The 20785-nt window shown below is 56.3% G+C and carries 15 protein-coding genes and 1 riboswitch; of the genes, 7 read left to right on the plus strand and 8 right to left on the minus strand.

All coding sequences use genetic code 11. The features are described from left to right. The first annotated feature begins 19 nt into the window (after positions 1-19). Positions 20-913 carry a LolA-like protein gene (locus VO84_RS09930; protein ID WP_058187484.1) on the plus strand — a complete coding sequence of 298 codons (894 nt, stop codon included), beginning with the start codon at positions 20-22 and terminating at the stop codon, positions 911-913. A gap of 89 nt (positions 914-1002) precedes the next feature. Beyond that, on the plus strand, positions 1003-1452 hold the full coding sequence (locus VO84_RS09935) for a hypothetical protein (protein ID WP_058187485.1): 450 nt from the start codon (positions 1003-1005) through the stop codon (positions 1450-1452). Positions 1453-1473: 21 nt separating this feature from the next. On the opposite strand, the gene VO84_RS09940 is transcribed toward VO84_RS09935, so the two are convergent. Next, complete coding sequence (locus VO84_RS09940) at positions 1474-2097, minus strand: HNH endonuclease (RefSeq protein WP_082661869.1); 624 nt, start codon at positions 2095-2097, stop codon at positions 1474-1476. A 14-nt stretch (positions 2098-2111) separates the two neighbouring features. Beyond that, a complete protein-coding gene (locus VO84_RS09945; RefSeq protein ID WP_058187486.1) occupies positions 2112-2936 on the minus strand; it encodes a ComF family protein in 825 nt (274 codons plus the stop codon). Between the two features lie 312 nt (positions 2937-3248). Here VO84_RS09945 and VO84_RS09950 point away from each other — a divergent pair, with 312 nt between their 5' ends. From VO84_RS09950 to VO84_RS09960, 3 genes are all read left to right on the plus strand, one after another. After that, on the plus strand, positions 3249-5171 hold the full coding sequence (locus VO84_RS09950; protein ID WP_231737868.1) for a CRTAC1 family protein: 1923 nt from the start codon (positions 3249-3251) through the stop codon (positions 5169-5171). Positions 5172-5419: 248 nt separating this feature from the next. Continuing rightward, the gene (locus VO84_RS09955; protein WP_231737869.1) at positions 5420-6874 is read left to right on the plus strand and encodes an MFS transporter; all 1455 of its coding nucleotides are present in this window, start codon (positions 5420-5422) and stop codon (positions 6872-6874) included. 95 nt (positions 6875-6969) lie between these two features. After that, the gene (locus VO84_RS09960) at positions 6970-7515 is read left to right on the plus strand and encodes a hypothetical protein (protein WP_058187487.1); all 546 of its coding nucleotides are present in this window, start codon (positions 6970-6972) and stop codon (positions 7513-7515) included. Positions 7516-7545: 30 nt separating this feature from the next. On the opposite strand, the gene VO84_RS09965 is transcribed toward VO84_RS09960, so the two are convergent. The 4 genes from VO84_RS09965 to VO84_RS09980 form a co-directional block, all read right to left on the minus strand. Beyond that, on the minus strand, positions 7546-8286 hold the full coding sequence (locus tag VO84_RS09965; protein WP_058187488.1) for a glycoside hydrolase family 73 protein: 741 nt from the start codon (positions 8284-8286) through the stop codon (positions 7546-7548). Between the two features lie 120 nt (positions 8287-8406). Next, positions 8407-8853: a hypothetical protein gene (locus VO84_RS22505; protein WP_231737870.1), complete on the minus strand. Its 447-nt coding sequence runs from the start codon at positions 8851-8853 to the stop codon at positions 8407-8409. Positions 8854-9060: 207 nt separating this feature from the next. Next, on the minus strand, positions 9061-10083 hold the full coding sequence (locus tag VO84_RS09975; protein WP_058187490.1) for a ribonucleotide-diphosphate reductase subunit beta: 1023 nt from the start codon (positions 10081-10083) through the stop codon (positions 9061-9063). Positions 10084-10220: 137 nt separating this feature from the next. Continuing rightward, positions 10221-12677 carry a ribonucleoside-diphosphate reductase subunit alpha gene (locus tag VO84_RS09980; RefSeq protein WP_058187491.1) on the minus strand — a complete coding sequence of 819 codons (2457 nt, stop codon included), beginning with the start codon at positions 12675-12677 and terminating at the stop codon, positions 10221-10223. A 133-nt stretch (positions 12678-12810) separates the two neighbouring features. Beyond that, positions 12811-13023: riboswitch (cobalamin riboswitch) on the minus strand. 236 nt (positions 13024-13259) lie between these two features. Between VO84_RS09980 and VO84_RS22140 the strand changes: the two genes are divergently transcribed. Both VO84_RS22140 and VO84_RS09990 read left to right on the plus strand, forming a co-directional pair. Continuing rightward, the gene (locus VO84_RS22140) at positions 13260-13820 is read left to right on the plus strand and encodes an REP-associated tyrosine transposase (protein WP_231737871.1); all 561 of its coding nucleotides are present in this window, start codon (positions 13260-13262) and stop codon (positions 13818-13820) included. A gap of 695 nt (positions 13821-14515) precedes the next feature. Further along, the gene (locus VO84_RS09990) at positions 14516-15649 is read left to right on the plus strand and encodes a hypothetical protein (RefSeq protein WP_058187493.1); all 1134 of its coding nucleotides are present in this window, start codon (positions 14516-14518) and stop codon (positions 15647-15649) included. A gap of 671 nt (positions 15650-16320) precedes the next feature. On the opposite strand, the gene VO84_RS09995 is transcribed toward VO84_RS09990, so the two are convergent. Together VO84_RS09995 and VO84_RS10000 are read right to left on the minus strand one after the other, a co-directional pair. After that, positions 16321-18009, minus strand: a complete 1689-nt coding sequence (locus tag VO84_RS09995; RefSeq protein ID WP_058187494.1) for an eCIS core domain-containing protein — start codon at positions 18007-18009, stop codon at positions 16321-16323. 544 nt (positions 18010-18553) lie between these two features. Then, on the minus strand, positions 18554-20740 hold the full coding sequence (locus tag VO84_RS10000; RefSeq protein ID WP_058187495.1) for a GMC oxidoreductase: 2187 nt from the start codon (positions 20738-20740) through the stop codon (positions 18554-18556). Between the last annotated feature and the right edge of the window lie 45 nt (positions 20741-20785).

Raw genomic sequence — 20785 nt, forward strand, 5'->3', positions numbered from 1 at the left:
AATGAGGAATCAGCCAGGAATGACTCAGATCAAATCATGGTCGGCAGCAATGCTCGCTGGCATGCTGATGATCGGCGCATCTTCGGTGCGCTGTGCCGCACAGGAAAAAGACAGCTTTACACCCATGGCGCTCGATGCCGGCTTTGGCCCCATGGACATCACGGCGCCCACCACGCCTGCCGACGAAATCATTAAAAAATTCGCCGCCAGGGAATCCGAGTTCCAGCAGGCTCTCAATCACTATACCTATCGCCGCGTCGCCCGCGTACAGGAGGTCGATGACGACAACAAGGTCTCCGGCGAATACTACCAGGTAGATGACGTCATCTTCACCGACGATGGACGCCGTACCGAGCACACCATCTTCGCGCCCGAGAGCTCCCTCAAGCAGGTCATCATGTCCCCCTCTGACATGCAGGACATCCAGAAGGGCTATCCCTTCGTCCTCACCGCTGAGGAGATCGGCCAATACGACATCAAGTACGTCGGCCGCCAGAAGGTCGACGACATCAGCTGTTACGTCTTTGAAGTGAGCCCGAAGCAGATCGTCAAAGGTCACCGCTACCTGCTCGGCCGCATCTGGGTCGACGCCGATGAACTTCAGATCGTCGTCACCAACGGCCGCATGGTTCCCGACGACACCCGCAAGGGCAGCGAAGACTTACACCCGCCCTTCATGACCTGGCGTCAGCAAATCGACGGCCATTACTGGTTCCCCGTTTATACCCGGGCTGAAGGCATCCTGCACTTCGCCGGGGGTCACGGCGCCATGGCTCAGGACGTCCACATCCGCGACATCATCAAATACACCGACTACAAGCGCTTCGGCTCAACCATCCGTATCATCTCAGGCGGCGAAGCCCCCGACCCCAACCAGAACCAGCAGCAACAGCAACCGAAAAAGCCGCAATAAATATTGCCACGCATTTGTGAACGTGTTGGCACGTGGCTGCGTCCTTTTTCCTGTTGGGATCAATTTCGACACTGGAATGTAAAGAAACCATGCGCCAGATTCTTCTTTCCGCCTGCCTTCTGCTGACATTCGCGGCTCCGGCTGCGATTGCAGCGCAAAGCCCTCCGCCTGCCTCGCAACTGCTCAACAAAATACCGCAGAATATTCTCGACGGCCTCGATGCCTTGCGGCATGACCAGCCCGATCAAGTGGAATCATCGTGGAAGAAGGGAGCACTGGCGAATCTGGACGGGATCAGCTTTAGCTTACGCAATACCAAAGATGAGCTTGGGGAATATCACGGCTTTGATTTGGTTTCCCTGCAGGACATTTCTCCGCGCATTCGTGTGATTTACATTGCGCTGAACTATGAGCGCGGACCGCAGTTCAAGAAATTTGTGACGTACAGAAACAGCACAGGTTGGGTTGTGCTGGAGCCAATAATCAATTTGAACACTGCAGACATGGCATCCGTGCTCGCAGCCAGGCCGACGAACTGACGCCTGTCTAGCCGTTTGCTCCTAATAAAACAAATACTTCCTCCACCGGTCATCCCCGCGCCCCAGCATCCGCATAATCTGCCTGCTCGTGTGCAGTGAAAACGCCCTGGGCTCTCGCATCAGCTTCATATCGTCCAACTCATGCAGCATCCGGTTGCCCTTGCGCCGATTACATCCATGGCAGCACGCCACCAGATTCTCCCAGGTCGAATTCCCCCCGCGCGAACGCGGAATCACATGATCCAGCGTCAATTCATTCGACGGCAGCACCACGGCGCAGTACTGGCATGCATTGCGATCCCGCAGCAGAATATTCTTCCGTGAAAGCGCCCGTGTCTGGTGCGGAATCCGGCGATATTCAAGCAGGCGAATCACGGATGGCATCGCCACGCGGCTGCGCTGCGCATGCAGCATGAGCCCGTGTTCCTCTTCCGTGCGCGCAATACCCTTCAGCACCAGCACCAGCGCGCGCCGTGCCCCACAAATATTGATCGGCTCATACGATGCATTCAGCACCAGCACCGGCATCTGCAGCATGTGGTTGGACTGCGCGGAGGTCACAACCTCGCCTACATGCGCCGCAGCCGCCACTCTGGCGATCGACTTCTGCTTCCGTGCATGAATCATGGCTTTTCCCAGCGACATCGGATGGCCCCTTCTCAGGTGGTGGATGAGGTACTGGATAAGAACATGTCGTCGGTGCGCAGCGGCTCACCCTCATCTCGCAAAACGGGTTCGCCGGTTAAACGGTTTGCTTCCTGGGGATAATGAATCAAATCTTTCGCATCACGCCGCGCGCGAGCCAGCGTGGCAATCCACACCGTCTCCGCTCCGGCTTCCTTCAACGCCAGCGCCGCCGCGCGCGCCGTCGCGCCGGTGGTCAAAATATCGTCCACCACCAGCACATGCCTGCCGCGCACCGCCTCTGGCTCTGATACGCCAAACGCGCCCTTCAAATTCACGCGCCGCTCATCCGCTGTAAGCCCCGCCTGGCTCTCAGTATTGCGCGTCCGCAGCAGCGACCTCTCGGCCAGCGCCAGCTTCCAATCCGGCCTTCTCCTGCCAAGCTCTTTCAGCGCCTGCCGCGCCAGCAGCCGCGTCTGATTAAACCCGCGCGTAGCGGCCCTGCGCCTGTGCAGCGGAACTGGAACCACCAGCATCTCCCGCGGCGCAACCCCATAAAGCTCTTCAATCGCCGCGGCCAGCATCTTCCCCAGCCCACGCGCTGCCGGAGTCAGCCGTTCGTACTTCAGCTTGTGAATCGCCTCTCGCATCCGCTTGCGGTAAAGGCCATAAAAAACGGCCTTCTCAAAGGCCGGCTTCTCACGCAAACACGCACTGCAATGAGCCTGCTCCGGACTTTGGCTCTCAATTTCCGCATGGTCGCCGCACCGCACGCACAGGTCCGTGCATGGATCACTCGCATCAGCGGCAATCTCCACCCAGCAGACATCACAAATTGGCGCGTAAGAATACTGCGGCATAGGGTTGCCGCATAAAGAACAGGAGGTGGGATAAATCGTGGTAAGAACAATATCCAGAGGACTTCGCAGCACACGAGCCACTGCGCGCCACCGGGTCGTCTCCGATGGGGGAACGTCGATCGTCAGTGAACCGTAGTTCCTGCTGAAGACGCACCTCACTCTCTGGGCAGCGTGTCATACTGCCCCTTCCCCTTCATCCTACACCTGCTGCTGCCCTTCAACACAAGCCTCACCGCCCCCTGGCGGAACCCTTTCCATCACCTCTTTCACAAAAATTTACGCAGTTTCGCCTTTGAGCGATACACTTCCCCAGTGATTTGTAAGATCAAGATCCGCAAGACCTCATCCCTCGCGCGCTGCCTGGTAGCAGCATCTCTCGCATACACCCTCTCCGCCGCATCGCAGACCCCGCAACCACCCACTCAGGGTCAGTCATCCGGCGTTTCCGGCGGCCTCGGCGCCGCAGCCATCTATGACAGCAACCACCGCCCCATCACCGCCGGCGGATTCGTCGATTCCGGCCCCATCGTCTTTCAGGACGTCGCCAAAGCCGCCGGTCTCTCCACCTGGACACACAAGATGGGCACGCCCGAGAAGAGCTTCATCGTCGAAACCAACGGCTCCGGCGTCGCCCTCTTCGATTACGACAACGACGGCTGGCTCGACATCTATCTCGTCAACGGCGCAACCTTTGATTCTCTCGACGGCAAGGAAACCCCACCCCACGCCGCGCTCTTCCACAACAATCACGACGGCACATTCACGGACGTCGCAGAAAAAGCCGGCGTCACCAATGACCGCTGGGGCTTCGGCGTCAGCATCGCCGACTTCGACAACGACGGCTGGCCCGACATCTACGTCGGTAACTACGGCAAAAACCGCCTCTATCGCAATAACCACGACGGCACATTCACCGATGTCGCAGACAAAGCCGGCGTCACCCTCGGCAACTGGTCCCCCGGCTCCTCATGGGGCGACTACGACGGTGACGGCCTCCTCGATCTCTACGTCACCGGCTACATACACTTCGATCGCAACAACCTTCCCGTCGGCGGCTCCAAAGCCACCAACTACACGCCATGCCTCTATCGCGGCATCACCGTCAACTGCGGCCCGCGCGGCCTCCAGGGCGAGCCCGACCACCTCTTTCACAACAACGGCGACGGCACATTTACAGACGTCACCCAGAAAGCCGGCGTCGAAGACAAAGGCAGGGCCTACGGCTTTACCGCCATATTCGTTTCACTCAACGCCAACGGACGCCCCGATCTCCTCGTCGGCAACGACTCCACCCCAAACTTCCTCTACGTCAACAAAGGCGACGGTACCTTCGACGACCAGGGCTATCCCTCCGGCTTCGCGCTCAATGACGCCGGCCGCGAAATCGCCTCCATGGGCATCGCAGCAGGCGACTACGAGAACAACGGCCAGGTCGACTTCTTCGTCTCCGATTTCGGCGACGACTACAAAGTCCTCTATCGCAACGACGGCAACGCCAGTTTTACTGACGTCAGCTACCGCACCGGCGTCGCCCAGCCCGCCATTCCCTTCGTCGGCTGGGGAACCGGCTTCCTCGACTACGACAACGACGGCTGGCTCGACCTCTTCATGGTCAACGGCCACGTCTACCCGCAAGTCGATCAGCACGAGTGGGGCACCAGCTGGGCCGAGCGCCCACTGCTCTTCCACAACATCCCCGGAAAATCAGCCCCCGGCTCGAAGACTTCCGCAGGCCGCCGCTTTGAGCTCATTCCTCCCGTCAAAAACACCGGCCTCGCCATGGTTTTACCCGCCCGCGGCGCAGCATTCGGCGATCTATTCAACGACGGCAAAATCGACGTCGTCATCAACCCCGTAGATGGCCCTCCCGTCCTGCTCAAAAACGTCAACCCAGACCGTCACCACTGGGTCGAGATGAACCTCATTGGCGGCACAGACCCCAAAACCGGCAAAAAGAGCCCCCGCGACGCCACCTGCGCCACCGTCTTCCTCACCGCCTACGGCATGAAGCAACGCCAGGACGTGCTCTCCAGCGGCAGCTACATCAGCGCCAATGACCGCCGTCCGCACTTCGGCCTCGGCGATGCCACCGACCCCGGCTCCGCAGAAATCCACTGGCCCAATGGCCACATCGAAACCCTCAAGCTCCCCGCCATCGACCGCATTTACACCATCGAAGAAAACAAAGGCATCACCAGCTCCCTCTGCACCGGCAAACCCTGCCCAGCCCAATAAAAACTCAACTAAATTGGTAAATGTCTGATGAGCAACTAAGAACGGAATCGGAGGGAGCAGGGGCCTTCAGGCCCCTGAAAAATAAGCGAGAAGAACAGGGGCTTTAGCCCCGGATCTCTTGGTCCATGCAGAAAGGCCGCTTGCTTGCTTTTGGACAAAATTGGCACAAACTTTTCCAGGTCAGAAACAGGACACAATCGCTTTTTTCATCCTCTCGGCTTCTCCTGCATCTCTTAAATGGAGACACCTTGCCGAAGACTGAGAACCCATCTTTGTCCGCTGTTGCTAGTACGCAAAAACGCACCACCCATCCAAATCTGATTCTCGCCATCTGCTGCACCAGCCTGCTCATCGTCGGCATGGACGTGACCATCGTCAACGTCGCTCTGCCCGCAATCCAGACTGATCTGCATGCGCGCCTCGCCGGCCTGCAATGGATCCTCGACGCCTACACCCTCGTAGTAGCCAGCTTCCTCATGCTCTCCGGTTCAATCTCTGACCGCTTCGGTCGCCGCAGAGTCTTCCAGATCGGCCTCGCTGTCTTCATCCTCGGCTCGCTGCTCTGCAGCCGCGCAGCCACCATCGAGCAGCTCATCGCCTTTCGCGCACTCCAGGGCTTCGGCGCATCCATGCTCAACCCGGTCGCGCTCTCCATCATCGCAAACGCCTTTCCGGCACCGAAGGACCGCGCTCGCGCAGTCGGCGTCTGGGGCGCAGTAGCAGGCTTGTCGCTCGGCATCGGCCCACTCATCGGCGGCGCGTTGACAGAGACCATCGGCTGGCGCGCCATCTTCTGGATAAACATCCCCATCGGAATCACCGCAGCAATCCTCGCCGCACTGTTCGTTCCGGAATCCAAAGCCGCCCGAGCCCGCGCCTTCGATCCCGTAGGACAATCCCTCGTTCTCACCGGCCTCGCGACCCTCACCTATGGCGTCATCGAAGGGCCACACGCAGGCTGGACATCACCGGAAATCCTGGGAATCTTCGCCGTCACAGCAGCAGCGTTTCTATCCTTCGTCCTCTACGAGCCACGCCGCCGCGATCCATTACTCGACCTGCGCTTCTTCCGCAGCATCCCATTCTCCAGCGCCACAGGCTTAGCCCTGTGCGCCTTCTCATGCTTCGCAGGCTTTCTATTTCTCAATGCGCTTTACCTGCAACAAGTGCGCGGCTTTTCGGCCTTTCACACAGGCTTGTTCACACTCCCACTGGCGCTCACCATGATCGTAGCCTCGCCTTTATCAGGCCGCCTCGTCGCAAGCCACGGAACCCGGCCTTCGCTGCTCATTGCAGGCATAGCATTCCTGGCAAGCACATTCATACTCACCCAGCTGGACCGGCAGACGCCCATAGTCTGGCTCCTGGCCGTTTACGCCTTCTTCGGCATTGGTCTCGGAATGGTCAATCCCGCCATTACCAACAGCGCAGTAGCCGGAATGCCCTTGTCGCAGGCCGGCGTAGCCGCCGCCATCGCATCCACCAGCCGCCAGGTCGGCGCAGCTTTAGGAGTAGCCATCTCCGGAACCGTCGTCGCATCCAGCCGCGCCCTCGGCGGCGATTTCACCTCTGCCACGCACGCCATCTGGTGGACCATGACAGGCTGCGCCGCAGCCATGCTTATCATCGGCTTCGCATCAAGCACCGCCTGGGCCCGCGCCAGCACAGAACAGGTAGCTCACCTGCTCGAAGAGCGGCATTAACCTTCCGCAAACGAAATCGTCCGTCGCTCAGCACAAAATGGAACCCCACCCGCCCGCTGAATTAGATTGGTTTCGGCAATCTCGGAGGCTATCTCATGCGCCGGAACAACAGAATCATCTCGCAGTCGATCCGGATTCTTCTCGCGGCTGCGGTCCTCTGCGCCATCAGCGCCTTCTTCGCCTGCCGCCCCGGCCCTTCGGCAGCGGCTGCGGCTGCCACTGACGACTCCAACTGGTCCACCTACGCCAACTCGCGCTTCGCATACTCCATCTGCTACCCGAAGAATCTGTTCGAGCCGCAGGGAGAATCTCCCAATGGCGATGGCCAGAAGTTCCTTGCAAAGGACGGAGCGCAGCTCCTCGTCTACGGCAGCAACAACGCGCTCAACGAATCCATCAACGATGTTTTCAACCGCACAGCATCACGTCTCGCAGGTGCATCCGGAAAAGTCAGCTACAAAGCCGTCAAACCGGCCTGGTTCGTCCTCTCAGGCCAGCACGGCAGCACCATCTTTTACGCAAAAACCCTCTACGCAAAAGACCTCATCGTATCTTTTGAATTGACCTACGATAGCGCGCAATCAAACGTCTACAATCCCGTCGCAGCCAAGCTTGCCTCCTGCTTCGCAAAAGCGCCGTAGATCCCGCAGTGCATCGCCTTATCGAGATAATCAGGGCAGCCGTATCGGCTTCCCATCCGATGCATTGTCATATTTGTAGAGATCATGCGCCTTCATTGTCCGCTTCAGCTTCCCGCCGTAATCAGGGTCAGTCGCATACACACCTGTCAACGCATCGGCAAAGGCATTCGGATCGTCCAGATGCTCGCGGGCATTCGCGTAAGCCTTCTTCGTCGCCAGCAGTTGCCCATGCTCGTCAAAGGCGTCATCCAGCGAATCAAACTTCCGAAACTTCGCCTGAATCGTAATCCACTTTCCGCCTTCAAATTCCTTGGTCGACGCCGTGACAGACGGCTGATTGCCCACGGCTTTAATTCCGAATGGATTATTGCTTCCCGTAGGCATCGATCTTCCCCAGTTGCTTTCAAGCGCCCACTGGGAAATCGTCACAGCCGCCGGAATCTTCCATGCCTTCTCTGCTGCCTGCGCCGCCGAAATCACACTCTCGGGGATTTGTACCGATACTCCATGCTTTTTCCCGGCCTGAGGCTTCAGAAACTTCCACGTCGCGCCACCCGGATCGATGCGCCCATCGGGATGAGCCAGATGCAGAAATCGCGCCTGCACCTGCATAATTGCGTTGATCGTCATCTGACCGCAGGAGCCGTCCTCGGTCAGAGGCCGAAGCGGAATGGGCAGCTTCTGATTAATCAGCTGTTGTACTAACCGAACATCTTTGGTGAGATTCGTCCCACCCTGACCCACGGAAGACGAAAGAGAATTGCCGGCCATCGATCATACCCCTGACTCCTGCAAGCGTTTGTCTAGCATTTTCTGCTTCGATCAACACTATAACGCGACACAGAATCGGACGGAAATTTGTTGGCCGGCCCTCTCTTAGGAATCGGAATTTTATTTCTTTCTGACTGCCTTATAAAACACGCCTTCGAAAGAGATCAATATCTCGTTTTTGCTCTTGATGTAAACATCCTGTCCGGGAAGGGGAAAAACCTGGAAACAGCTTCCGGCCTGCCGATTGTTCATAATCACTTCCGTGACACTGGGCGAATGAATCTCCACTTCGCTGAAACGCGCCCGCGTATTTGTCAGGAACTCGTCAGACGATACTTGATGCACTTCAATCGACTTGATGGGTACGGACTGACCGCAGGCATGGAGAGATTGAGCACTGACTGCCACTTGAGTTCCCACCAGCTTTTTTTGTTGAGATGGATCTGGGCCTTCAACATTTTGAGTCGTATATATGGACTTGATCACCCATGATCCTTGGATGATATGTTTTGCGTCGCCTGAAGAGCTTTGGCTGTGACAAGCAGATGATATCGGCGCGATCAGCAACAGGAAAGCACACGGTCCTATCCATCTCCACCGTGGTTGTCCAAAGTCCGTGCCTCGCATCGTAAATCCCTTCATTAAATATCTTCCATTCGGTAGTTTTGGGGCGTTCAAGCTATTTCATTTTCCTAACCAGACCAACACTATAACGCGAAGACCCCGCAGCCGAGGTTTTCGAGCTGCGAGGTCTTCAATCGTAGTTTGCGGAGTCTAGAAATCCTCGTGGAAGCCAACCTCTCCCTGCACCGCGCTCTGATACGCCGAGACCCGCCGCTCAAAAAAGTTCGTCAGCTCCTGCACATCTTGCAGGTCCATAAACGAAAAGGGATTCTTCGAGTGAAATGCCGGAGCAATCCCCAGCCGCCCCAACCGCTGATCCGCAACATAGCCCAGGTACTGCCGCATATCGCGCACGGAAAGACCCGCCACGCCGCCGCTCAGCAGGTCCTCGGCAAACTGCGTCTCCGCATCCACCGCCTCATGCAGCATCGTCACAATCTCGCGCTCCAGCTCCGCATCCCACAGGTCCGGCTCCTGGCTGCGAACCACCTTCACCACCTCAAACGCAAACTCCAGGTGGCAGCTCTCATCGCGAAAGACCCAGTTCGTCCCCGCCGCAAGCCCATGCAGCAATCCCTTCGAGCGCAGAAAGTACACATATGCAAACGCCGCAAAGAAGAACAGTCCCTCAATGCACGCCGCAAAGCAGATCAGGTTCAGCAGAAACTGTCTGCGATGATCGCGCGTCGTCAGATGATCCAGCTCCTGAATCGAATCCATCCACTTCATGCAGAAGTCGGCCTTCTTTGAAATCGAAGGAATATTCTCAACCGCCGCAAACGCCGCCGCCCGCTCGTCGGGATCAGTCACATAGTTATCCAGCAGCGTCAGGTAGAACTGCACATGCACAGCCTCTTCGAACAACTGCCGCGAAAGATACAGCCGCGCTTCCGGCGAGTTCACATGCTTGTACAAATTCAGCACCAGATTGTTCGACACAATCGAGTCGCCCGTAGCAAAAAACGCCACCAGCCGCTGAATCAGATGAACTTCAGCAGGGCTCAGCCGCTGCTTCAGGTCCGTAAGATCAGTTTGGAAATCAACCTCTTCCACCGTCCATGTGTTCTTGATTCCATCGCGGAACATATCGTAGAAAACGGGATAACGCATTGGCCTCAGCGTGAGGCAAAGACCCGGATCAAGAATGGCTTCAGGCGCCTGAACAGATGACATATATAACTCCTTCGCTAACTTGCGAACTCGCCATCGCGCGAAGCGCAGCTAACTCGCCAAAAAACAAACTAAACTCTCAATGCACCTACGGAAACACAGTCTTGCACCCACGAACCATCGAAGGAGTTATGCCTCTATTATTGGCAAGCTTCGCACGAGCCCGGATTCTCAAGCGAGCAAGCCACAGCCGAAGCCGCCGAAACAGCAGGCACACTCGCCTGAGCCGGCGAAGCATTCACCGTAGTCTTGGCAATCTTCGTAGCCGGCCGCGAGCGCAGATAATACGTAGTCTTCAGCCCGCTCTTCCACGCATACATATACATCGAGCTCAGCTTCCCGATATTCGGCGACTCCATAAACAAATTCAGCGACTGGCTCTGATCGATATAAGCATTCCGTCCGCGCGCCATGTCGATCAGCGACCGCATCGGAACCTCCCACACCGTCCGGAACCGCGCCTTCAGCTCCGCCGGCAGCTCATCCATATGCTGTACCGAGCCCTCCGACAGCTTCAGCCGCATCCGCATCTCTTCATTCCACAGCCCGCGCTCCTTCAACTCCGTCACCAGGTAGCGATTCACCTGCAGAAACTCGCCGCTCAGCGTCTCGCGCTTGAACAAATTCGAAATCTGCGGCTCAATGCACTCATAGCAGCCCACAATCGAAGCAATCGTCGCCGTCGGCGCAATCGCAATCAGCAGCGAGTTCCTCACGCCGCACTTCGCAATCCGCTCCCGCAACGCATTCCACCGCTCCGCATCCGCAGGCGTCACTCCCCACAAATCAAACTGCAGCTTCCCATCCGCCAACCGCGTCTCCGCAAACGACGGATGCGCCCCACTCTTCTCCGCAAGTTCGCAGCTCGCCACCAGCGCGCTGTAATAAATCTCTTCCTGAATCTTCGCCGACAAATACATCGCCTCAGGCGAATCAAACGGCATCCTCAGCTGAAAGAACACATCCTGCAGCCCCATGATGCCCAGCCCCACCGGCCGCCAGCGCTCGTTAGCGCTCGCCGCCTGCGCAATCGGGTAGTAATTAATGTCAATCACGCGATCCAGCATGGGCACCGCAACCTTCACCGTTGCGGCAAGCTTCGCAAAATCAAACGCGCCATCCGTCACATGCTTCGCCAGGTTGATCGACCCCAGATTGCACACCGCCGTCTCTGAGCGCGAAGTCACCTCCGTGATCTCCGTGCACAAATTCGACAGATGCACCACATTGCCATCCTTGCCCGTCTGGTTGCACTTCAGGTTGCACGCGTCCTTGAACGTCATCCAACCGTTGCCCGTCTCCGCCAGGCTTCTCATCATGCGCGCATACAGCTCCCGCGCCTTCACCTGCCCCGAGTACAGCTTCTCTTCCTCAGCCTTCTCATACGCCGCGGCAAACTCGTCGCCATACAGGTCCGGCAAATGCGGAACATTCTTCGGATCAAACAGCGACCACACGCCATCCGCATCCACGCGCTTCATAAACAAATCCGGAATCCAGTTCGCCAGATTCAGGTTGTACGTTCTCCGCGAAAGATCGCCCGTATTCTCCCGCAGCTCCAGAAACTGCTCCACATCCGCATGCCACGGCTCGAGATAAACGCAGCACGCGCCCTTCCTCTTGCCACCCTGGTTCACGGCAGCCACAGAGCTATCCAGCGTCCGCAGCCACGGCACAATCCCATTCGACAACCCATTCGTCGCCCGAATCAGCGATCCCTCAGACCGCACGCGATGAAACGCCAGCCCAATGCCGCCTGAAAACTTCGACAGCAGTGCCACATCCTTATACGTGTCGTAAATCGACTCCAGCGAATCCCCCGGCGAGTCATGCAGATAGCACGACGACATCTGCGGATGCTTCGTCCCTGAGTTAAACAGCGTCGGCGAGCTCGGCATGTAATCATGCGCCGCAATCATGCGATAAAACTCAATCGCCTCATGCGGCGTCCCCGCCAGCCCGCACGCCACGCGCAAAAAAAAGTACTGTGGCGTCTCCATCACCTTGCGCGAAATAGGATCGCGCAGCAGGTACCGGTCATACACCGTCCTCAGCCCAAAGTACTCAAAGTTGTCTGAGAACTCCTCATCAATCGCATGGTTCAGCTTGCGCGCATGAACCTTCACAAACTCCGCCGTCGCGCCATTCACCACGCCTTCCTGAAAGGCATGCTCCACTGACTGCGAAAACGAATGCAGGTTCTGGTTCGCCACTTCCTTCAGAATCGTGGCCAGCAGCAGCCTCGCCGCCAGCTTCGAGTACTGCGGCTCCTCGGCAATCAGCGACGCCGCCGTATCAATCGACATCGCATCCAGCTCGCGCGTCGTCGCCCCGTCATACAGCCCGCCAATCGTCTTGCTCGCCACGCGAATCGCGTCCACCGCGCCAAGCCCATGCGCGCACCGCTGCACCGCGCGCACAATCTTGTTCACATCCACCGGCTCCAGCACCCCATTGCGCTTGTACACATGCATCGTCGGCGTCTCATCCGGAACCGGAAATCCCGGCAGCACCGGCGTCTGCCCCGCATAGGAGCCTGCATTCAATCCCGCGCTCAATGTGGTGGAAAGATTTTTCTGCGTCTCAATCGTGGCCATCGGCTGCTCTCCCTAATCGCTCGGCCCGTTCTCTTGAAAGGAAAGGAAGCAACAGCAGCGCCGAAAAAAGCTCCATCCCCAAATATCGGAGCTAGAGCCGACACTACCATCACCTCGCCTTCCCCTCGGAGGCGTAGCAAATGTCTTCGTGGCAGGTCTTCGGACTCACAGGCCGCCTACTGGCTCCAGCTTCCCAGTCCGTCTTCAGACTTGCGCCTGTCCAGACCAGTGCCTTGCGTTCAGAGCGTTCGTTCCTGTTCACCGCTGCGGGGCAGTTCCGGCCTCACACCGGATTCCCTTTTCACCCGAAATTGATCTCTCGGGAACCGCGAAGTAAAGTAACTATCGCATGGGGGCACAATCGAGTCAACGTCCACATCTTGTGGTTCCTGTGCAAAAGCCTACCAGTACCTAAACGGGCAACAGCCAACCCAAAACGACCCAGACACTTACCAATTTGCCTCAAAATCAGCACAAAAAATATTCCCACCATTTGAGAATTGAGGGAGATGCCCCACGTCTAGAAATGCCAGTTCTACCACAACAAGTGGGTGCCCCAGGTCTCGCTTCTGAGACCTGGGAATGTACGATGTCACCATGCCAAAAGGGCTTGTCCGTTTTCAAAACACAGACTCCTTTCACTTCATCACCTTCAGTTGTTTTCATCGTCTTCCGTATCTAAACACCCCATCCGCCCGCAGGCTTTTCGAGCACTCCCTTGAGACCATGCGTGCCCGGTACGATTTTGTCGTTTCCGGCTACGTCGTCATGCCTGAACACGTTCATCTGCTTGTCAGCGAGCCCAGGATTGGAATCCTTTCCAAAGCGATTCAGGCCTTGAAGCTGTCCGTATCCGTTCAGCAGCGCCAACGCCCATTCTGGCAGGCGCGCTACTACGATTTCAATGTCCACAATGAGTTGAAACGCACTGAGAAGCTGCGGTATATGCACCGCAACCCGGTCAAACGTGGTTTGGCGTTAAAACCAGAAGATTGGGAATGGTCAAGCTTTCGTCACTATGCCAAAGGGAAATCGGCATTGTGGAAATCGAATCATTCTGCACCGCTACACGGAAAGAAGCCCTGCAAAATCCCAGGTCTCAAAAGCGAGACCTGGGCACCTATCCATATGGCAGACGATTGAGATATGGGCCACCCGCCCAAAATACGCAAGATTACTTTAGTCCATCGTAACATTGCATACGACACTATCTAGGTGCATATTTAGCTCCTGTACTGAGATTTACCACTGGGCCGCCACGCTTATTTCTGGCGTCAATGATTGGAGATTACGCCACAAATCTCGGTAGCGATTCCCAATGCAACGTAGGCGCTGAGGCTAGAAATTGACCGGTGAATCCTAGACTCTTACCCAACCTATGCAGATTGTATCTGCTGAAGGAGTTGACCTATGCGAAGAATTCCAAACATTGCCCTGATGATGGGTATGGCCTTGATGCTGAGTTCATCCAGCCTTTCCGCACAATGTGGAAGCTCAGTTAAAGGATCAACTGTCTACTGTTGCGGTACAGCAGTATACGTGAGCGATGAATGGATGCCCGGTGGGGGTTCGAAAATGCAAACGCTTGTAAACTGCGCCTATGCCGTGAATAACTGCCAGGAGTACATAGTATTCGCAGACGGAAATTGTGCCATCGCTTCGCTTTCAACTCCTGAAATACGTAAGCAACTGGACCAAATCTCTCAGCAAATGCCATTATTGATTGCTTCGTGTACAAGTGGCCTCGTACCGTATCAACCTCATCTAGCCGAAGTTTCGGGTCACAAGGAACTCACTTTGCGAACGCCCAAGCTGGACTTAACCTGGAAAAGTAGCGAATGAAGCCATTACAGAATCCTGTGATTTTCTGTCTCTTCTATGCATCGGTATTCTGTGCGCTCGCGCAGAATGCCGATAAAACCGCATCCAAAGCGGAAACACCAATCCCCAGCTACACCCTGGAATTTGGTAAACCCCAGAAAACCGCGTTGGGTGGAAGCGGCACAGTGATGAGTGCAATGCATACCTGTGGGGAAGACGGCACTATTTTTCTGGAGGTCAGAGACAACCAGAGCGATGGCATGGGGTTGATGGCATTGCATTCACTTGATAGTACAGGTCAGTCGATCCGATTCAGCCCAGGTCATCTGCAGGGCTACACAGACACCATCAGCCAGCCCGTCCGCTTCTTCGCCAGTGAGGCGCGGGTTGTGGCGCTGGTATACGCCACTCCGGTCAAAACACATATCTCAGATTCAACGCCTGATCAGGTCAAGCTCGCATTGATCTATGACCGCAAAGGCACGCTCCAAAAGGCTGTGCGTCTACCCGAAGAAGACCTGGAAGTGATCACAGTGGGCCTTTATGACTCCGGAAATCTGCTGGCTATTGGCGCTGATAATCGTGATCATTCTGCGCGGCTGCTGGTCGTCGACGAAAATGGAGAGACGATACGCGAGATTAGGCTCTTCGATGAAGACTATAACCTTCGCAAGAACGCCAAAGAAGATCAGATGTTATCCACGGTCATACAGAATAAGTCTGGGGCGTTGCAAATGATCCAGATAATTCCTCACGGGCAAAATTTACTGCTCATTCCAGTTTATACCAGGCAGCCGATCATTGAAGTCAACGAGCATGGCATTGTGCGCACATATCCGTTGCAGATGCCCGACGGCTTTTTCCTGGGTGAGCCGCTCTCCATCGGCAGGCAAGGCTGGAGTTTCGAAACATCGGGAGGCGGCTTCAAGGAGCCTAAAGAAAACGAGCCGCCACCGAAAATGTTTGCCATCAAGCCCGGACCGGTTCTGGTTTTCAATCCGTACGATGGCGTTGTCTTGCGCAAAATTGATAAGCCAGCGGACAGCCCCAAGGCGGTGTTGGTTTGCGAACAAGACGGGGAATACACGGCGGTAACCACCGACCATACAGATGGCAGTCTAGAGCTACTGAAGGCGAGCATTCCGCGATGACCTCCGGATGCATAACTTGAACGCTGGCTCAACGTATCCTGTCAACAGAGGTGGTCCAGGTCTTGAGGAAGCAGGTTCTTCCACCGAAATTGGGTGCCCCATGTCCCCCTTTTTGGGAGACATGGGATACCGCAACCGCCGACTTCATTTCTGTAACCCGTCACCTCTCCTATTACTAAAGTCCACTGTCCTTTCGTACCGTCCCACCCCTTCAGATAGTTTGCATACAATTAACCCCAAATATGCTTTACTCATAATGAGCAGAAAAAAACGGCCCGAACCTTAACCGGTTCGGGCCGTGGCTGTTTCGGGGAGGGGAGGGGACCCCTCCCCCATCCCCTCCGCACCAGAATCAGTGCAATCTCGTCGTCGAGGATATCTATGGCTTCTATGCTTTTTATTTTTATCTATAACCCTTGTCCCCTTTGTCCCTCATCCCTCGAAACTGCAGCATGCACAGTTTCGCCATAAAGATCGCATGAAGATTTCACGCACAAATCCGGCCACTTTCCGCAACCCGCAGAAACAGAACCACTTCCAAACCATGCAGCTTGCACAGTCTCAGAATGAAGATCGCATAAAGATTTCTATAGGGACTGTGCCTTTCGCCCCAACCCGCACAATCCAAACCACTTCAAAAACTGTGCAGCACAGGATAACTAAAAATCAATCTACGGCCCTTCCATCGCCCGCATCTTCGGCTCAATGCAAGGATGCTCATCCGGATTCCCAATCGCCTCCTGCAGCGCCTCAGCCCCCGCAGCCGGAGGTATATAGCCAGGGCCAAATTTCTGCACGCACGCTGCATATTCCTTCTGCTTTCGCGCGAACTCCACATCCGCAGCCTCAAAAAGACGAATGGAATACGTAACCCGCTTGGACACCTTCAGTTTGTCCGTCTTGTTGAACTTCTCATCGAGCTCCGTCACGTCATTATTCGAAAGCTTCAAATCGATAAACTTCACGTCTTCAAGATAAAGCGGAAGATCTCTCGAATCATCCGCCACCACCTTGTAATCCAGCTCCACCGTCACGTTGCTGTAAAGAGTTGTCTCAGGCGCATTGTCAATCATCTTTTGAATCGTCGGGTCCAGCTTGTTCAGTCGATCCTGAATCGGCGGATAGAGCTTCTTCTCGCTTAACTCCTCCAGCTTCTCGTTGTGAGCATTGACACCCGGAAAAACCACAAGCATGATCGCCACCTGCAGCAACTCAAATGGAACCTCCCTGGCAAGAAATCGTCCCGCGGCTCTGAGTCCAGCGCCTTCAATTTTGGAGCCCGCCGCAATCCCGCCAGCAACCTCTTCTCCCAGCTTGGCCCCAGTTCCAACCTTGGCGGCATCGCCGAGTCCGGTAGTAGTCCTGGCAGCGTCGCCCACAGCAGGAGCAGCCGCAACATCGGCTGCCGGAGCACTGGCAACATCCCCCGCAGCCGGCGCGTTCGCAACATCACCAGCAGCAGGTGTATTCGCCGCATCGGGCGCAGCAGGTTGGTTCGCAGTATTAGCTCCCGCGGGTTGGTTCGCAGCATTGCCCCCAGCAGCCTGATTCGCACGGGCCTGAGCCATGGCAGCATCCCGGTCGTAAGTAATATTACCGGCCTTTTCGATGTACCATTTCGGCTTGCCACGCCTCGACGACCGGCGCCACATCGATAGCTTAGCTTCCACCTGCCCCGGGGTCATCAGGTCTACTGGGATGCTGCTCGACGGCGTTTCAATGCGCCAGTCCGGCTTGCCTACGCCTCTCGCAACGCGGCCAGTAGGCCCTCTCACCACATGTTGGTTCAGGAGCGGATTGGCCCGAATAGCTGCCTCAAGTGAAGTCTCCGCCGCATTTCCAAACGTCATCGAGAATTGCGCGTCATGATTCAGCAGGCTGGTCACCTGCTTGGAGCTCAATCCCAGCCCGCTCAGATATGCCTGATCCCCGCGAACAATCGCATCTGCCAGATCAGCAACCGCAGTTCTCTTAGCCGCCTCAAGCGTGTCCATGATACTTACCCGTAGCGAGGCCTCACTTGGCGGAGGAGGAGGTGTGCCCCCCGCAGGCGCGCGTCGCAGTGTAGCGCCACCCGTCCCGCCTCCGGCCTGGACCACATGAGCCAGCTCATGCGCCAGCAGTTGCGTCCCCGCCCCGCTTCGTGGTGCGAACAGCCCGCCGGCAAAAACCAGGTGATCGCCCACCGCATAGGCTCGTGCGTTCACCTGTTCAGCAGATCGCGCCGCCTCGGCGTCGGTATGCACGCGCACCCGGCTAAAGTCATATCCGAAACGTGGCTCCATGAAAGCGCGCGTCGTTCTATCTAGCGGCTGGCCGGGCGAGCTCAGTACCTGATGCACACTGGCAGGCGCTTCCATGCTTCCCGCGATAGAACTTTCCGGCCCCGCCGCTTTTCTCCTGAGGGAAGCGGATTCGCCATCCTCAGTCCTTTTTCTGCATTCGGAGCATGTGCCCCCACAAGAGCATTTGCGCCGAAGAACGCCGCTTCCCCCACGCGTGCCGGCAGAATTTAGAGCCGATGGAGAGTGGATACTGATGCGGTTGAAATCATGCCCCGGACCGGACGAAGGTGGAGTCGAGCCAACACTCCCCACGCGCATGATCTGCGCAGCCATGCGGTCGGCCTCCCGCTCGTACGCATCGTCAGGCCGGTTAACCTCAAGCTTCCGCTCAGGAGCAGGAGACGGACGAGCTGTGCGAAGAGCTTGATGCATTGCCGTTCCGATCTCTGGGGCAGAGCGGTAGAAATAGAGCAACAGACTAGCACTAAATAAGAAAAGACGAGCGTATTTCTCGTCCCATCTCTGACGCTCTATCGCAGTTAGTGCGTCTGGCCAGCTATCTGTTTCGCCACTCACTCAAGAAATTTGCGCTCTTAAGCCGCGTTGCTTTTCCATCGGTCTAGTGCGATTCATTCCAGTGATCCGCGAAAATCTTCGCAATCGTATAGATGCTCTGCATCGGATTCGCACCCACAGAAGTGGGGAAAATGCTCCCGTCGACCACGTAGAGCCCCTTCGTGCCCCAGACATGGAAGTCCTGACCAACCACACTGTTCTGTGGAGTCGCGCCCATCTTGTCCGTCGCTTGCATATGCGCAGAGGTCACAATCGACTGGTTTGCGATAAAACGTAGGCGCTTCTCTACCAATGACGCCTGCTCCAGCGACGTAAATACCTGCGGCTGCATACCGCTCTTAGCGCTGGCCTGCATCTCTCTCGATCCATCGCCCAGAATATCTTCCGTAGTTGGCAAATAAACCTCTTTCGCTCCAGCCTTGAACATCACGCGAACCGCCTCGGCAAGGCCCTTTGCAAATCGCTTCTTATCCGCGTCAGAAAGTGTGTAATCAATCAGCGGCGATCCGCTTGCATCCAGCACAACACGGTTGTTTGCCTGCGGAGTATCGATCAACATCACTCCAAACCCGGCTAGATCTCGAAAAGACTCGATCATCTCAAGTGAATGCAGCGCCGGTCCCGGACTCATCAACGCAGCATAGAGAGGCTGATCCGCCATCGACTCCATCGCATATCCGCGATCAACCAGCCGGTCATCGACATACACCGAAGCCTCCGTCCCCGTCAGGGCGTCGATGTGATGATCAAAGCGTCCCATAATCGGCATCGAAGGATGCAGCACCACTCCGCGTCCAATCTGGTCATTCTTCACTCCGCTCCGCAACAACACAGTAGGCGACCCCAGAGCTCCCGCGGATAGAATCACGGTCTTCGCACGCACAGTGAAGGTTGTGCCAGGCGGCAGCTTCAGCCCATTCGGGTCCGCAATCACGCCATCTCCCGACATAGCCGCCCTCATCTGCACTTCCACTCCGACAGCGCGTTGCTCGCTCCCATTTTGCTCAAACAGTACGCGCCGCACATCCGCATCCGGAATCATGCCCAACGGATTGGTTGTATCTTCAAGAGCCGCAATTAGAAGCTGGCTCTCAGCCGAGCGCTTATCGGTCACCGGTGAAGGAGACAATCCCGGCCCATACGTATTCAGGCTGTATAGCTTCGGATGCAATCCCGACAATCTGGCCCCATCCCACAGCGCGCGATTGTTGAAATTGATCTCACTTTCGCTCAGCGTACGTGTCCCAATCGAACGCTTCACCCACTCGTACTCGCGTGCCAGTTCCGTCTGCGTAAATTGATCTGACCCAATCTGACCTGCGCTGCGCCATCCTTCAATCTTCGTGCGGATGGCCTCCGTCGTAGGCGCAAAGCACAAGTCCACGTTCACCTGCGAACCTCCTCCCACCGCCATCCCATTCCGTATGCGAATCGTCCCATCCATTGAAGTACGCGTGTCGATCAAGTCATCAATCAACCGTGTCTCCATCGCGCCCGGAACAACAAACGATCCACGCTCCACCAATAAAACTCGCGCTCCGTTTTTCCGCAACTCATGCGCAAGCACCGATCCCGCTGGACCGCTCCCTACAATCACCACATCAATTGCATGTCCGTCTTTCTCTGTAATCTCTTTCTTACTGCTGTCGTACGCCAATCGCGTCGGTGCAAGATGCGGCGTATGTGATGCCAGGTAGTCAGGCGGCGCATACAAGTTAACCTTCACGCCCGTGAGCGGCTCCTGAATCGCGCCATAGCCTTTAACGATGTAGAAATTCCGCGCCATCGCCGCCAGCCGTCGAGGCGCATCCTGTGGGCAGCGCTGCATCAAAAAAAGCACTTTCTGCTGTTCGTTTGCATTGAGCGCGGCAAACGACTTTTCGGCACTTCCTTGAATTTCCTGCGCTATCCCGCAAGCGTTCCCAAAACTGCTTAAGTCTGCAAAGGGCTGCAGCAGTCCCCGGAATGCCGGCGAGTTCTTCGCTTCCTGCCATATCCCGTCTCGGGCCGCCATCAGCAGTTGCGTCGTCTTGAGATCGTTTGGCAGTTCGTTGACCGGAAGAAACGAAGCAAATAACGCATCATGCACAGAGCGCAACGCAGTCTCGGGGGAATCACTCTGTCCCGCCTGCGCTCGGATATTGGAAGCGCCTGGCGCGCCGCATATCATCACAAACGCACATGAAATTACAAGCGAAATTCGATAAAGCTGACAGCAAATCTTCTGCATGTGGGGAAGTATATCCCCGCGGTTATATGTTCCTGCGTTAAGATG

The sequence above is a fragment of the Occallatibacter gabretensis genome (assembly GCF_001449115.1).
Classification (GTDB): Bacteria; Acidobacteriota; Terriglobia; order Terriglobales; family Acidobacteriaceae; genus Telmatobacter; species Telmatobacter gabretensis.